This window comes from Sphingomonas panacis, from assembly GCF_001717955.1.
GTDB classification, from domain to species: Bacteria; Pseudomonadota; Alphaproteobacteria; order Sphingomonadales; family Sphingomonadaceae; genus Sphingomonas; species Sphingomonas panacis.
In genome coordinates, this window is the sequence record NZ_CP014168.1 from 4,217,112 (window position 1) to 4,230,279 (window position 13,168).

Sequence of the window (13,168 nt, forward strand, 5' to 3'; positions counted from 1 at the left end):
TCGCCGCGCCCTTGTGGGCAGTGCCCCTAAGGTCACCCCTGCGATCAGACGCGGCGCCAGCCGTTCAGGGCACGCACCAGGATCGCCAGCGCGCGGCGGTTCGACATGCGCGCTGCGCGTGCCGCGGCGACCAGGCCGACGTCGTCGATGATGATCGAGAGCAGCATGGTGGCGTGCGAGCCGATCGCGGCGCGCCACCGCGTGTACGCCTGTTCGCGCAGCACCTGGCCGAGCCTTTCCTCGGCCGCGCTGTTCGGCCCGCCTCCGCCAAATCCCCCGGTCCACCGCGCGGTCCGCACCGAGACGTCGGCGACCGTCGCCGCATAGGCCGCGCCGATCTCCTCAGCCGCCGCCAGCTGGTGCGCATCGAGCGAGCCGGCTTTCACCAGGCGAGCGAGCGCCCCTTCCCGCCTGCTTTCCGCCTGGGCGTGGTCGAGCGTTTCGGGAGTAGCGTTGACCTTGTGCGACCAACGCTCGCGGAGCGCGACGCGCGCCTCGATGTCGTCAGCGAGCACGATCGGCGCGGCCGGTTGTTTCTTGCTGCGCCTGCCGGTCGGTTTTGGCGGACGAGGGCGCGGCGCGCCGAGCACGAGGAGCTCGACCCGCTGCCGCTCGCGTTCCTTACGCGATACCGTCATCTCCGTAGTCATGATCGTCCCCGCCAAGCGCCTCAACCGGCGGGACATGATCCAGAACGGCGATCAGCGACAGGTGACTTTGTGGACCCGTCCCGCTGCTCCCGATCACGTCCTGGTCAACGATCCAGCCTTGCGAACGCAGTTTCTCCGCGATCATCTTCTCCGTCAGCCCCGGCACGCTGATCGCGCGCTGCGAGCCGGGAGCGCGCTCGATCATCTTTTCGGTGGCGAGCTGGTGGACCAGCGTCTTCGCGCGGGTCTTCCCAACGCCCAGCGCTTTGGCGATGTCGAGCATGGCAGGGCTATGGCCCTTCGTCCGCAAATGCTCAGTGATATACGCCAACGCCTCCGCTTTCCGCGACGGCCGGACTGGCAGCAGTGCATTCATCCGCGATTGGTATCCCGACCCCTACGCACATATAACAGAGACTTCATCTCACCGCTACCAAACCACGCTTAGCCGCACAGGCGTAGCCACTCTGCCTCGACCTTAGGCGCCCATTGCGAGCCGTCAGGCGGTTTGCAGGAGCTTTAAATATTAACGGTCGGTCGAGGCACCGCCAGGGCTATAACCAAGCGGATGCGGGCAAGATTAGAATTCCGTTATGTAGGACGAAATCTAAAGTGTGGATAAAGTGTCCCAATTGTGGCCACAACAGGACAACTCGACTGGACACTGAGATTTTCTGACTTTAAACGAGAAAACCGGAGCGCCTTCGAACGCTCCGGTTAACTTGAGGCCCGTCGTCGGGCTGGTTCAATGCGATAACGGCTGGTTAGCATCCTGCCGATTTGTGTCAACCTGTTCGGCGGCCTCTTTCTAAGGAAAGAAGTCGATGAACAGTTATTTTGTACGCATTCAGCTCAACGCGATAAACGGTGTGAGCGCCGACCGGCATACCTACGATCGGCTTCACGCCGCGATGGCTCGTATCGGAGCGTCCCGTACGATCACTGGATACGATCGCGGCTTTGCCGAAACCTACGATCTTCCGCATGCTGAATACACAATGGAGAGCAAACTCGACGTGCAGAGGTTGCGTGACGCGATCGCAGGCGGCGTTTCGACACAGTGGGCCGACAACGAAATTCTGGTGATCGAGTGGGCGAAGTGTGCATGGAAGCTTAGCAAGCACGTGCCGGCACTGCCGTCTCGTACTGGGACGCAAAGCGTACTCGGCTTCTACAACTAGATTTCGGATTCAAGCTGCTCTTAGCAGAAAATTACGAGGGCGCGGCGGAGAACCCCTCCGCCGCGTTCCCGCAAAAGCCGCAGATGCAGGTCGCGCGTTGTGCCAAAAGATCGCGATCATACCCCCGCGGTACCCCGGCCGCACCGCCGCCTCATACGCCCTGATGTTGGAGCTGGGTACAGTCCGGCCTGTGTGCTCGGGAGCCGAGGAGAACTATGGCTCCCCCGCACTCCGGCCCGATGCCAGGACGGTGGCTTCGGCGATCAGACGGTCCATGACCAGCTCCAGCTTCGAAGTATCATAGAAGCCACCGGCCAAAATTTCGTCGCTTTGTGCAAAGAAGTGCCTGGTGTACGTCTCCTTGTGTTCAAGGGCGCCGTGCCAGGCTTCGACGTCCTTCTTGAAATTGCTCCACAATACTTGGGCCGGCCCATAATTGGGCAATGCAAGATCAAGATAGCACTCGATCGCGGCAGCCCGGCCGTTGATGTCGCTGCTAGAAATGCCCTCGGGGCCGCGTGCCGGGAACTCGCAGAAGGTCTCATGGTCGGGTAGCACCATTGATCGCATATTTTCGGGCATGCCGAGCCTTTGCAGGCGGCAGTGCGCCCCTCGACCTTCCGCATCATTGTCGAGCAGGAAGAGAATGTTATTCTGTACGTCAATTCTGACCAAGCCTTCGGCGAACTTCACCAGATTGCCGGTGCCCGAGAAAGGGTGACTTTCGTTCACATCGATAAAGTGGAAGAAGTCGGCGACGTCGGGCCGGAGAATGTTCAGAGCGCGCTTCACAATCAGGGCGTCCGAAGTGCCTTCGGTCGCCACTAGAACACGCTTGTAACGTGGTGCGCCGGTGATGAAGGAGGCAGCCTCCTCCCACCCGTTCTCGACCAGCGTCCCATATTGCCAGACCAGTTCCGCATCGGCGTTTCTGCCATCGTGACCTAACACCTGAAGCATCGAATAGGCGTCTAGGATGAACATCGCCGAACCAAAATACTGTCTTTCTGATTCGGCATACCCACTCATCCATCGGTAGGGGCTGTGCTCTACCGGGATCCTACTGATTTCGTCGGTAAGCGCGGCAAAGCGACCTGGCGGTGGCGCTTCCTTTCCCTCCTCGACCGTCAACCTCACGGGGCGGGTGTCGAGGTCCGTCAACGGAAAACGGCGGCAGAACGCGCAGAATTCATCAAAGGGCATGAAGTTGGTTTGCGCTCGCACGCCGGGCACATTCATGGATGTGACGTAGCTAGCGGAGGCGGTGGCGTCGCGCACCGCTTCCTCATAGGCGAGGCGAGCGCCTTCGAGATTATGTCCGACCAAATCCAAGCGGGGCAGCACGCGCCCTAGCGGGCGGGCAAATGCCGCCTCGTATGCGGCGGGATCCTCATTGTTCGCCGAGAAATAATCATAGTCGATACCGTCGCTTCGGCGCCTCGTCCGATCCCCTTCTTGGAACAGGAAGCCATGATCGAAGCCTATCCCATTTTTCGCCCAATCGAGGCTCATGCCCTCGATCTCGAGATGAATCTCAGTCCCCACGCTTCCCCCCTCGATCGGCGTAGCATGCCCTTGTCGTCCGGACGTGTCGAGCTGTCCGGTGTGACGCTAAGCGCTGGCCCGGAATCTGTCGCGCGCGGCCCACGCGCTTGTGAGATCAGCACATGAAGAACATCTGATCTCGTGACAGCCGTTGGGTTAGGTCAACGGCCTAAAATAGCCGTTCTCAGGCCGGCGGCTTCGGCTGCGGACGCGGACGTACACGCGACGGAGATGCCCTCCGCCGGGTCCGCTTTATGCTCTGGCATTTTGGCGGAGTTCCTATGGAGATGACGCGGTTGTACCCCCCCCCCCCCGGCAGTACCCACCACGCTCAGACGTATAAACGCTTACGGCCGAAAAGATGCATTGCGCTCCGCCGATTTAAGCGCCTCCTGAGCTATCGCCGCTTTGGCGGGGCTCCGGGTTGTCGCCAGTCCAGCCGACCGGCCTCAGCCGTAGCAACGAAGAACGGCGAGCTCAGATCCAAGTCCGTCGGCAGCGACGTACAACCCTTCGGTGCCGTCACTTCCCGCTTCCTGTAGCGGCTCTTGTCGTTCTTGCTGTTTGCCATCAATTTTTCTTCAAAACGCTCTCGATCTCTCGTCGCGTCATCCTACGAACGCACAAGTCCGTTTTTCGGCGGGGAGTTCCGCCAGGAGCAGTAGTCGTAAAAACCGTCGAGCCATCGGCGTTCAATACGAAGCGCTTCTCTGTTCCCATTTCGTTCTTAATCCACGTCTTGTCAAGCGTTCCCCTCGCAAGCTGCCAGTCTAGACCATCCTCGACCGAGGCCAGTGCGTTCGCCACCTCCAGTGCGGAGTTGTAGCGGTTGTTGCGATCGGGCTCGATGCACTTGACTATCACCTTCCGTAGTCTCGTCGGAACATGCTCGTCGAAGGCTTGTCGGTCAGGGAAGGTGCCGGCCAGTATCTCGCCAGCCAAGGCCGTCATGTTGATATTTCCACCGTGCTCGAAGCGGGAGAATTGCCGATTGAATGCATCGTTTCCGATCGTCATCCGATAAAGCGTGAGTCCGACCTGGTATATATCGAACCTGAGGTCGAACTGTTGATTGGTCGTCGCCTCCGGTGGTGCCATTCGAATGTAGAGCCCATTGGGCCGCGCGAGCCCCAATTGCATCTGCTTAGCGAGCCCGAAATCGGCGAGCAGAGCTTCGCCCCGGTTTGAAAGCAGGATGTTGTCCGGCTTGATGTCGAAGTGGATCAAACCTTTACTGTGGATGTTGTGCAGGCCGCTCAGCATCTGGCAGCCGAGGCGCACGGTCTCACGTGCCGTCAGATTGCTCGCGGCCATCAGCCCTTTAACGGAACCCCGCCTGTATAGAGGCATGGCGACGTACACGCTGTCCTGATCCTCGCAGGCATAGTGCACCTGAACCACATTTTGATGGGCGGTGGCGTAGAGCGCTTTCGCTTCATCGAAAAACCCGTTCACGCTATGGAGAGAGCTTTTCGCAATGGTCTTCATTACGATCTCTGCGCCGAGTTGGACGTCGTGCACGATCCAAGTCTTAGAGTTTCGGCCGTCTGATCCTATTTCGCGAATTTCCGCGAACTGAAGTTCCGCCCGCTTATATGGCTGCAGCATTCAGGCCCCCTTCGCGCAAAGCATGGCTTCGCGTTGCTCCTTGTTCATCGTTTGCCAGTCGTCGATACCGGGATCAATGGTGCCGTCGACGATCGGCTTGAACTGCGTCCTAGTAAGTTTAAGGCGCGACATGATCGACGAGACATGACCAATATAATATGCTTCAAGTTCGCTGCTGGCGAACGACTCTTGGATCACTCCTTCGAGTTCGACGCGTCGTATATTCATATTTTGCGCGCTCGGTTCGGTCACCCTGATGCCGGCCCGCTGCACTCCATACTCTCGCATGACATCAAGCAGGTGGCTCCGAACGTACTTCAGCGATTCAGGGGTGTCGAACGCAGCGGGAATGCGGATTTCATCTACGTTGACGAACTCATCCGCGGTGGCATCGTATATGGCAAACGTCACCGTACTGGGCGAGACGCGGATTCCTATTGTCTTCATTATTCATCGTGACACGGCAATAGTGGCGTTGACAAGCGCCCGATCGAAAGCCGCGCCGCTTCAGCGCCTCCCGTAGTGCAATCGGTCATCATCGTGGCGGAAGCACGGCGGACATGCCCTCCGCCGCGTGCGTGCCTCACCCGCGGATTTCCGCGATGCGCGCGTCTTTCGCGACGCGGCCGTACCCCGCCGTTACCCCGCCGCCGGCTTGCTGGTCGCCGTTCGGTCATGCGGATTCACGACCGAGGGCACGCCGCTGGCGGCGCCCATGCTCAGATTGAAGGGTGGCGGCTCCGGCGTTTGTGAGAGCATGTGCAGGTCGCCGAGCGCGGCGGCAATCAAGTGCGCGACCTCCATCCGCGAATTTCGCATCGACCGGTCGATCTTACTCAGAAACGTCCGGCGCAACTCCAGCGGCAGCGCGATGATCTCCGCGCCAACACGGGCCATCACCGCCTTGGCATCCAGCTCGCGTCCCTGCGCGTCGAAGATTTCCATATACCGAAAGCGGGCCGCGATCTTCCCGGCCGGCAGGTCGATCCACTGCTCCAACTCGCCGGGCTTGCGCCCCGACACGAGGTTGCGATCGGCGGCGGTCCACTCTCGCGTTCCGTCGAACACGACGTAGATCAGCTCGTCATCTCGAATCGTTCTCATGGAGAGAACATGACAAGAACATTTCCAACAGCGCAAGCGGTCTCTTGGCTAAGCCGGATTAGCGGCTTCCAATGGTCGGCATCGGCTTCATCCGCGAGTAAAAGCGCTATTTGCGCTCGAAGGCGACAATCGGATCGAGTTTGCCATCCAGCATCAGGCGCCAGCGCCTGAACCGAACCTCGCCGATGACGGCCGTATTTCCGGTAGCGGCCAAAGGTACAACAACGGTCGTTACTCCATATGAACGCTCGTTTTTCGCGATCAGTCCAAAGCGGCCACCACGGAGTTGGATGTCGAGCGCTTCAGCCGCATCAATCGTTGCGCTGCCAAGATCAACCTCCAGGCGGAGGCCGGATACACCAACGCCAGAAACCTCTTTAGGCTCGCACGTAAACGCCGAGCCGATTTTCTCGCCGGAGAGATAGACCATCCATTCCCCAGCAAGAAGGAAGCCATCACCACCGAAACCGGGGATCAGATAAGCGAGCGCGGAAGTGGGCGTGCCGTTGAATATCTCGATGCGGTCAGCGGACACGAACGCCGAATTGGACATGAAGTTACTCACCTTTGGGTACGGGAATAAGAGCACTCACGGAGCGAGGAACGGTTGATCGTCACCCCGCTTCAAGGTCCCGATCGTTGTCGAACAGCCCTGCCCTTCATGTAGCAGGGCGTCGCGCAACCAGTTGTCGCGGCCAAGGTAGCCGATCGTGGCATTTCGGCTACATTTCACGACTACGGCATCCGCGTCGTAGGGATTGCCGATCTCCGCGAACAACATCACCCGTTCGCCCTCCCGGCATGCTTCGATCGCACGTTGATAAGATGCCTCGCCGACGATGCTGACATGATAGGTGCGCGCCCCGTCCGCCATTCTGATCCCTCCGAAGATCGCCTCCACGAGAGGTCGCATACAGCCGGGATTGTTGCAAACGGTTGTAGATCAGGCCGAGGAATTGCTCTCAAGCGCCCGGCACAGACCCTGCGCGTGCTGGACGAGGAGCAGTTTCACCGCTGCTGGAAGTGCCGCGAACGCCTCGAGCATCGCCGCCGCCTCGTCGTCGAGCGGTGCGCCCGCGATCCGCTGACCGGTCACGATCCAGTACCAGTCTGCACCCGCTGACCCGATTCGCAGCAGATATTCCGTCGATGGCAATGCGCCCGCCTCATAGCGGTGCTGACTATTGAGACTGACGCCCCCCAGCTCAGCCAGTTGCGTTTGATTTAGGCCGATTTCTTTCCGCCACGCCCGCAAGCGCTCGCCAATTTTCTCATCACTGGTGAAAATCTCTTGACGAATTGCCACGGTTGAGACATTTCTAAGGCGGTTTACAACAAAATGGCACATTACAGATGTTGGCCGTCCGAGTCCCTGCCGAAGCGCTAAAGGAACGAGCTCTCGTCGCACGCGCGCGCTTCGAAGCGTCCGGCACCAACATCAGCCAGTGGGCGCGCGAGCGCGGTTTCTCGGTCAGCCTCGTTCAATCGGTGCTCTCTGGAAACCGCGCCTGCCGGCGCGGCGAATCCCACAAGATCGCCGTCGCGCTCGGCCTCAAGCCGACGGTGGCACCACCGGGCATGAACGAACCAGCCGATCCCCGCTTCGACGCGGACGTGTTGGAGCAGGTGCCATGAGCGCCCTCAGCGACTACACGCCATCCACCGCTCGACACCGCCTCCGCTATTGGACGGGGATCGACGGCGGACTGGATGCCATGGCCTTGGTTGCCGGACTGAACGGCAAACCGCACCCGATCGAGCAGGTGGGGGTGCGAAATGCCATGCAGATGCTGATCATGGCAAACATCCGTTTGGCGCGAGCCCAGCTTGCGGTGGCGCAGTCGGACGAGGTTACTCTGGAGCCGGGTTCGTGATCCCTTCCATGATCTTGCCCCCGGTCTGCGCGCTGTCGAACTCCGCGGGAGGCGGATTTTTCGCGAACGAGTTGACCCTACCCTCCGCCGCTTCGGCGACGCCGGTCCAGCGGCTGTGCAACTCCTGGAGCAGCGCGACAACGATTTGCCGTATCGGAGATACAGGCATCCCAAATCCTCTTCGTGGGTGTGTAAGCAACACCACGATAGCCGGACGGGGTCGGGCGTCCAGCCCGGCCCCTGAAGGCTGCACCCTTTCATCATCACCAACCCTTCCCCCCTTCGGCCGCTTGCAGACCGGCCGATTCCCCAGCGAGGCGGAGCGCACGCGATCGCGCCCGACCCAGCGGGAGCTCCTTGGGTGTCTGCCGTACCCGCGTACCGGCAGCGATCGACCTCCTCCCCGATCGCTGCCGCCAATCATGGGTACGTCGCGCCGCTCGATCCGTCGCTGCGGATCGGCGCCAAATTCCCGTATCTCGAGCTCGGCCGCCATGCGGGCGGCGAGCGGCGCCGGCGGGCCGACCCCCTGCCCGTCGGCGTCGTCCCTATCGGGGCAAGGGGTATGACGAAGGCCCGCCCGATCTTCGAAGACGCGCTGCTGCGCGTGCTAGGCGATCTCACGCCCGCACGCTGCGCGCTCATCACCGGTCGCGCCGCAGCGTATTTGCGCGAGGCGAGTGATCCGGACCGGCCGCAGCGCCTCACCGTCCAGGACATGCTCAAGCTCGACATCGAGCATCTCGCCTTCGATGGCACGACACCGCTGTTCGCCGCCTATGGCGCGCTCGTCGCGCAGGCGCGCGCTGAGGTCTATGCCGACGCCGTGGCGATCGGCCGCGCCACGAAGGACGTGCTCAAGGAAGATGGCGAGGCGCACCTCGCGCTGTTCCTCGCGTCACAGCCGGACGCGACCGATCACGATCTTCGCGCCGCGCTGCGCGAAACGGAAGAGGCGGTCGCGGCGCAGTCGCAGGCGATCCAGGTTGTCCGCGTCGCCCTCGAGAAGCGCCACCAGCAGCCGCCGTAAGCCGGGCGCCCACCGTCATCTCCGAACCCAAGCCGCCCGATGATCTCTCGATCGTCGGGGCGGAAAACTGCTGCCTGGAACCTGCCGCATGTCCTGCCGACCTGATCTCTACAAGGCGCGCATCACCTTGGATCGCACGCTGCTCGAGCTACGCGACGTCGAGCGGAACGTCGGCGGTGCTGCCCAACTCAACGTGGCGCGCGCGCGGGAGTATCTCGCGGCCGCTGACATCGAGCTCGGTCGGGCGGTGCAACTCATCGCGCCCCCTGCCGTGATTTTCGAGCGGCTGCGCTGATGCCCGCGCTCACCCCGGGCGCGTATCTCAAGATGCGCCGCTGCGCGGCCCGCCTGTCGGTTGCCGACGTCGCCGCGCGCATCGCCACGGTGCCGCGCCTGGCCGAACACGCCCTCGTCGAGTTGATCGAACTGATCGAGGCGGACGCCGCGCCGGCGAGCTTCGCGACGATCGTCGTCTTCAACAACGTCTATCCATTCGACATCGCGGTGCTCGCGGCGCTCGAGCGGATCAGTCTCGGTGCGGATCTCGCACCGCCACGCCTCTGCCGCGTCTGCGCCTGTAGCGACCACGATCCATGCTTTGGCAGAACCGTGTTCGGTCCATGCTTTTGGGTCGAGGACGATCTCTGCTCGTTCTGTGCGGCCCCGCCGGCGCGGAGCGCGACCGGGTGAACGACCTGCCGCCCCCGTCGCCTCGGGCAGTCCGGCGCGCGCGAATCGCGATTGACGTCGCGATCATCGTCGCCGGCGTCGCCGTCGCCTTCGCCCTCACACGCCATCCCGCCCCGGCGCTGGTGACCCTCGCGGTCGCCCTGTTGGTCGCCGTCACCGCTTTCGTCGTCATCATGAGGGAGTTTTCCCGATGAAGCCTGATCTCGTTTCGCTCGATCGCCCAGTGCCCGCACCGTTCATCCACCGGCAGGATTGCCGTTGCCCTGACTGCCCGGGCGGTCGCCGCCCGCTCGATCCCGTCACGCGCGCCACGCTGCTGTTCTCCGGCGGCATGGGCATCGGCTTCGTGCTGGTCGCCGCGTCCGGCAATCTGGAGGCAGCGCTCCGCGCGCTGTTCGGCCTGTGAGCCGCGAACCGCTCGATATTGCCAGGCACCTGATCGTCCAGACGCTCGGCGCGGGCATCAGCCATCGCATCGAACCTGACGCGATCCTGATCGATGATCTCGGCGCCGACAGTCTCGATCTGATCGAGCTCCAATGTGCGATCGAAGATCTCGACCTCGATGCGCCCGACGCGGCTTTCCCCCGCAGCATGCGCGTCAGCGACGTGGCTGCCCTCATTCCAGAAGGATTCAGCTCGTGAGCGACAACATTTCCGCCGACCAACTGCGCCTGCTGATCGAACGCATCGAGCGCCTTGAGGAAGAGAAAAAGGGCATCTCCGACGACATCAACGATGTCTACGGCGAGGCCAAATCGACCGGCTTCGACGTCAAGACGATCCGCACGATCATCCGCCTGCGCAGGATGGAGAAGCACCACCGCGACGAGGCCGACGCGCTGCTCGAAACCTACAAGCAAGCACTGGGGCTCGCGTGAGCGACCGCGCGAAGCGCTACGGCCCGCCAGCCTGATGGCTTGCGAGCACGTCGTCTTGCCCGGAGGCAGTCGGGCAATCGTGTGCGGATCACGACGCCCTTACGACCGCTGCGGGTGCGGCCGCATCGCAACCTTGCTTTGCGACTGGAAACTGCCTGAGCAGCAACGGGGCCGCGCGCGGAAATCTGTCACATGCGACAAGCCGCTGTGCGATCGATGCACGACGTCGCCGGCGCCGAACAAGGATCTGTGCTCCGCGCATGCTGCTGCCTTCGAGAAATGGAAGGCAACCCGCGCGGCCGAGCGCGAACCCGTCAATCAACCCGGGAGCGAGCCGACCAAGCCGGCCCTCTCACCACAACAACGAGCACCGACCCGATGACGTCTCCGTCTCAATCGCGGCCGCAAACCGGCCGATTTCTCCGCATGCCCGACGTCGTCGAGGCGACCGGCTTGAGTAGCGCGACGATCAACCGACTCCATCGCCGCAATGAATTCCCGGCAAAGCGGCAACTCAGCGAGCGTTGCGTTGGCTGGTGGGAACAGGACATCGCCGCGTGGAAAGCGAGCCGTCCGGACGTCCGCGAAAAATAAATATCGACGGCTCGGTGGGGACATCCGCAGGGAAACCGAGCCCGTCAGCTTCAGACAAAATCACGATAAAACAGAGGGGTTAGCGGCGATGATTGGATCCTACTCAGGGAGCCATTCAGGATTGTCCGAGCCGCCCGGCCCTGCCGGGGGCTCGGACGCTGAAGCTCCAAGCGACATTTTTTCAAGCATATCAAACGGTTCTCGGAAGGCGGCGGACAGTTGCCCGTTTGCCCAAGTGCTGTTCGAAACCAACAGATTCAAAGCGGAATTTTTGGCACTTTGCGATTGTAGGTTGAAGGTCGAATGCGCTTTCCGAGCGAGGTTGAGGAGAGCGATGCCATCGTCGACATAGGCGTCCTCCGCATTGTTCAGGATCTCTATCCTGCGAAGGCAACCTGCCCTCTCCTCTCGCCAGGTAGCTGCCATGCGATCGTGCATCTCGGCGGTGATACGACCGTCGAGATGATCGACGTATAGCTTGTCCAATCTTTGTTGCAGGCGATCAGCCTCACCCCTTAGGCGTGCGAGCGTTTCGAGTCGCTCCCTGCTTTTATCCCCATGCGATTCACGGATTGCGCGCTCGATCAGCGCGAAAATCTCGTCGTCCATGTGAAGACGGGAGAGCTGCTCGGAAAAGGCGTCGGCGAGCGTCTCCTCACGAACATATTTTTCGGGACACTTTTGCCTGAAGCCAGAGCAGTGGTAGTAAATGTAGCGCCCCCGCTGCATCTGGGCGACCACCGCGCAACCGCAGTGGCCACAGGTAATCAATCCTGTGAAAGCGAATCGGAGCGGCTCTGCTCGAACGTTGCTCGCGCTCCGGCCATCAAGGACCTCCTGCACGTTCTCCCATGTCTCACGGGTCACAAGGGGTTCGTGCGTTCCTTGATAGAGGCGTCCGCCCCACTCAAAGGCGCCCGCGTACAGCCGGTTTCGGAGCATGTAATGGACCGTGCTCGTCCCGACGGGTTTCTGGCTTCGCCGATACCTGAGCCCGGCAGCCCGCGCCTTCTGGGTAACGTCCTTCAGCGCGTAATCGCCCGTCTCAAACCACTCGAAAAGGCGCGAAACGATGGGAGCAAGATCGGGGTCAGGAACGATGATCTTTTTGCCCTGTGGGCCAACGACGTTGAGATAGCCGAGCGGAGCCTGTGACGGCCAAATGCCTTGCTTGGCCTTCTCCAGCATGCCCTTGCGGGCTTCCTCGGAAAGATTGTCGACGTAGTTCTTAGCCATGAGGACCTTGATCCCATGCATGAACTTCTCGGACGAACGCGAGTCGCGTGAGAGGACCGTCCCCTCTTTGACCAGATGAAGTTCGATGTCGAAACCATCGAGCGTGACCCAGTCCTTGATATTCCGGTACAGCCGATCGGTCTTCTCCACCAGCAGATGCCGCACCCCGGGGTGGCTCCGAAGATATTTGAGCATCGCCTCGAACTGCGTGCGACCGGTCTTTTTCGCGGTTTCGACGTCGACGTATTGATGTGCGACAACGAAGCCCATCCGATCAGCGTATTCGCGGATCAGGGCTACCTGAGCATCGATGGAAAAGCCTTCCTTCTCCTGCTCGGCCGTGGAAACGCGAGCGTAGAGAACAGCCTTTTGACCTCCGCTGGTTCGCCCCTGCGCGGTGGTAGTGATCTTTGGTTTGCGTGGACGTGCCATTACTCAATCCTATCTAACCCGGCTCAGCTTCCCGCCCCCTCTCCCCTCCAGCCGGCTGCTAAAAGCGGCTAGGCAGAAGGAGGTCGGACCGGCGGCTTTCTCTTCTTATTGTCGGATTTTCGGGGACGACCACGGGGTCTCTGCGTCAGGTTTTTTTCCTTTGGTGACGCATTCGGGTCTGGCCCGGACACCTCCCATTGGACGAGCATCCAGACATAGTCGGCCAAGTTGCCCAATAGGTTGCGTGCCTCGTTTTCAGACACTGGCCTTTGCAGCCTTCGCGCGAACAGGTCTCGGGCATCCAGAACCAGTTGCCTCGAGAGCACGCCTCTCCGGATCGCCC

Annotated in this window: 21 protein-coding genes; 11 read left to right on the forward strand and 10 right to left on the reverse strand. The window is 61.4% G+C overall.

Annotated elements, in window-relative coordinates; genetic code table 11:
* Nucleotides 1-44: 44 nt before the first annotated feature.
* Together J0A91_RS19410 and J0A91_RS19415 are read right to left on the reverse strand one after the other, a co-directional pair.
* Complete coding sequence (locus J0A91_RS19410) at nucleotides 45-650, reverse strand: hypothetical protein (RefSeq protein ID WP_150126989.1); 606 nt, start codon at nucleotides 648-650, stop codon at nucleotides 45-47.
* Nucleotides 622-933 carry a hypothetical protein gene (locus J0A91_RS19415; protein ID WP_069206269.1) on the reverse strand — a complete coding sequence of 104 codons (312 nt, stop codon included), beginning with the start codon at nucleotides 931-933 and terminating at the stop codon, nucleotides 622-624. Before J0A91_RS19415 ends, J0A91_RS19410 begins: the two co-directional genes overlap by 29 nt.
* 541 nt (nucleotides 934-1,474) lie before the next feature.
* Between J0A91_RS19415 and J0A91_RS19420 the strand changes: the two genes are divergently transcribed.
* Nucleotides 1,475-1,831, forward strand: coding sequence for a hypothetical protein (locus tag J0A91_RS19420; RefSeq protein WP_069206270.1), 357 nt, complete (start codon nucleotides 1,475-1,477; stop codon nucleotides 1,829-1,831).
* A gap of 213 nt (nucleotides 1,832-2,044) precedes the next feature.
* Here the strand turns inward: J0A91_RS19420 and J0A91_RS19425 are convergent, their stop codons facing one another.
* The 7 genes from J0A91_RS19425 to J0A91_RS19455 all read right to left on the reverse strand — a co-directional run bounded on the left by J0A91_RS19425 (nucleotide 2,045) and on the right by J0A91_RS19455 (nucleotide 7,394).
* Complete coding sequence (locus J0A91_RS19425; RefSeq protein WP_069206271.1) at nucleotides 2,045-3,376, reverse strand: HEPN/Toprim-associated domain-containing protein; 1,332 nt, start codon at nucleotides 3,374-3,376, stop codon at nucleotides 2,045-2,047.
* Nucleotides 3,377-3,946: 570 nt separating this feature from the next.
* Entirely contained in the window at nucleotides 3,947-4,984 is a 1,038-nt protein-coding gene (locus J0A91_RS19430; protein ID WP_069206272.1) for a serine/threonine-protein kinase, read from the reverse strand.
* Nucleotides 4,985-5,431 (reverse strand): hypothetical protein, encoded by a 447-nt coding sequence (locus tag J0A91_RS19435; protein WP_069206273.1) that lies wholly within the window; start codon nucleotides 5,429-5,431, stop codon nucleotides 4,985-4,987.
* A gap of 192 nt (nucleotides 5,432-5,623) precedes the next feature.
* Nucleotides 5,624-6,052 carry a hypothetical protein gene (locus J0A91_RS19440; RefSeq protein WP_150126990.1) on the reverse strand — a complete coding sequence of 143 codons (429 nt, stop codon included), beginning with the start codon at nucleotides 6,050-6,052 and terminating at the stop codon, nucleotides 5,624-5,626.
* A gap of 142 nt (nucleotides 6,053-6,194) precedes the next feature.
* A complete protein-coding gene (locus tag J0A91_RS19445) occupies nucleotides 6,195-6,641 on the reverse strand; it encodes a hypothetical protein (RefSeq protein WP_069206275.1) in 447 nt (148 codons plus the stop codon).
* 36 nt (nucleotides 6,642-6,677) lie between these two features.
* Nucleotides 6,678-6,989, reverse strand: coding sequence for a hypothetical protein (locus tag J0A91_RS19450; RefSeq protein ID WP_150126991.1), 312 nt, complete (start codon nucleotides 6,987-6,989; stop codon nucleotides 6,678-6,680).
* Nucleotides 6,990-7,031: 42 nt separating this feature from the next.
* Nucleotides 7,032-7,394, reverse strand: a complete 363-nt coding sequence (locus J0A91_RS19455) for a helix-turn-helix domain-containing protein (RefSeq protein ID WP_169833177.1) — start codon at nucleotides 7,392-7,394, stop codon at nucleotides 7,032-7,034.
* 47 nt (nucleotides 7,395-7,441) lie between these two features.
* Here J0A91_RS19455 and J0A91_RS19460 point away from each other — a divergent pair, with 47 nt between their 5' ends.
* The 10 genes from J0A91_RS19460 to J0A91_RS19505 all read left to right on the forward strand — a co-directional run bounded on the left by J0A91_RS19460 (nucleotide 7,442) and on the right by J0A91_RS19505 (nucleotide 11,157).
* Nucleotides 7,442-7,723: a DNA-binding protein gene (locus tag J0A91_RS19460; RefSeq protein ID WP_069206277.1), complete on the forward strand. Its 282-nt coding sequence runs from the start codon at nucleotides 7,442-7,444 to the stop codon at nucleotides 7,721-7,723.
* Nucleotides 7,720-7,962, forward strand: coding sequence for a hypothetical protein (locus tag J0A91_RS19465; RefSeq protein WP_069206278.1), 243 nt, complete (start codon nucleotides 7,720-7,722; stop codon nucleotides 7,960-7,962). Before J0A91_RS19460 ends, J0A91_RS19465 begins: the two co-directional genes overlap by 4 nt.
* 361 nt (nucleotides 7,963-8,323) lie before the next feature.
* On the forward strand, nucleotides 8,324-8,992 hold the full coding sequence (locus tag J0A91_RS19470; protein WP_069206280.1) for a hypothetical protein: 669 nt from the start codon (nucleotides 8,324-8,326) through the stop codon (nucleotides 8,990-8,992).
* Between the two features lie 88 nt (nucleotides 8,993-9,080).
* Entirely contained in the window at nucleotides 9,081-9,287 is a 207-nt protein-coding gene (locus J0A91_RS19475) for a hypothetical protein (RefSeq protein ID WP_069206281.1), read from the forward strand.
* Complete coding sequence (locus tag J0A91_RS19480) at nucleotides 9,287-9,682, forward strand: hypothetical protein (protein WP_069206282.1); 396 nt, start codon at nucleotides 9,287-9,289, stop codon at nucleotides 9,680-9,682. The genes J0A91_RS19475 and J0A91_RS19480 overlap by 1 nt, the downstream gene beginning before the upstream one ends.
* Complete coding sequence (locus J0A91_RS19485; RefSeq protein WP_069206283.1) at nucleotides 9,679-9,876, forward strand: hypothetical protein; 198 nt, start codon at nucleotides 9,679-9,681, stop codon at nucleotides 9,874-9,876. Before J0A91_RS19480 ends, J0A91_RS19485 begins: the two co-directional genes overlap by 4 nt.
* A complete protein-coding gene (locus J0A91_RS19490) occupies nucleotides 9,873-10,088 on the forward strand; it encodes a hypothetical protein (RefSeq protein WP_069206284.1) in 216 nt (71 codons plus the stop codon). Before J0A91_RS19485 ends, J0A91_RS19490 begins: the two co-directional genes overlap by 4 nt.
* Nucleotides 10,085-10,327: an acyl carrier protein gene (locus tag J0A91_RS19495; RefSeq protein WP_069206285.1), complete on the forward strand. Its 243-nt coding sequence runs from the start codon at nucleotides 10,085-10,087 to the stop codon at nucleotides 10,325-10,327. Before J0A91_RS19490 ends, J0A91_RS19495 begins: the two co-directional genes overlap by 4 nt.
* On the forward strand, nucleotides 10,324-10,563 hold the full coding sequence (locus J0A91_RS19500; RefSeq protein ID WP_069206286.1) for a DUF2312 domain-containing protein: 240 nt from the start codon (nucleotides 10,324-10,326) through the stop codon (nucleotides 10,561-10,563). The genes J0A91_RS19495 and J0A91_RS19500 overlap by 4 nt, the downstream gene beginning before the upstream one ends.
* A 426-nt stretch (nucleotides 10,564-10,989) precedes the next feature.
* Nucleotides 10,990-11,157 carry a helix-turn-helix transcriptional regulator gene (locus J0A91_RS19505; protein ID WP_240502092.1) on the forward strand — a complete coding sequence of 56 codons (168 nt, stop codon included), beginning with the start codon at nucleotides 10,990-10,992 and terminating at the stop codon, nucleotides 11,155-11,157.
* Between the two features lie 99 nt (nucleotides 11,158-11,256).
* Here J0A91_RS19505 and J0A91_RS19510 read toward each other — a convergent pair whose 3' ends face one another.
* A complete protein-coding gene (locus tag J0A91_RS19510; RefSeq protein ID WP_083224798.1) occupies nucleotides 11,257-12,825 on the reverse strand; it encodes a recombinase family protein in 1,569 nt (522 codons plus the stop codon).
* Between the last annotated feature and the right edge of the window lie 343 nt (nucleotides 12,826-13,168).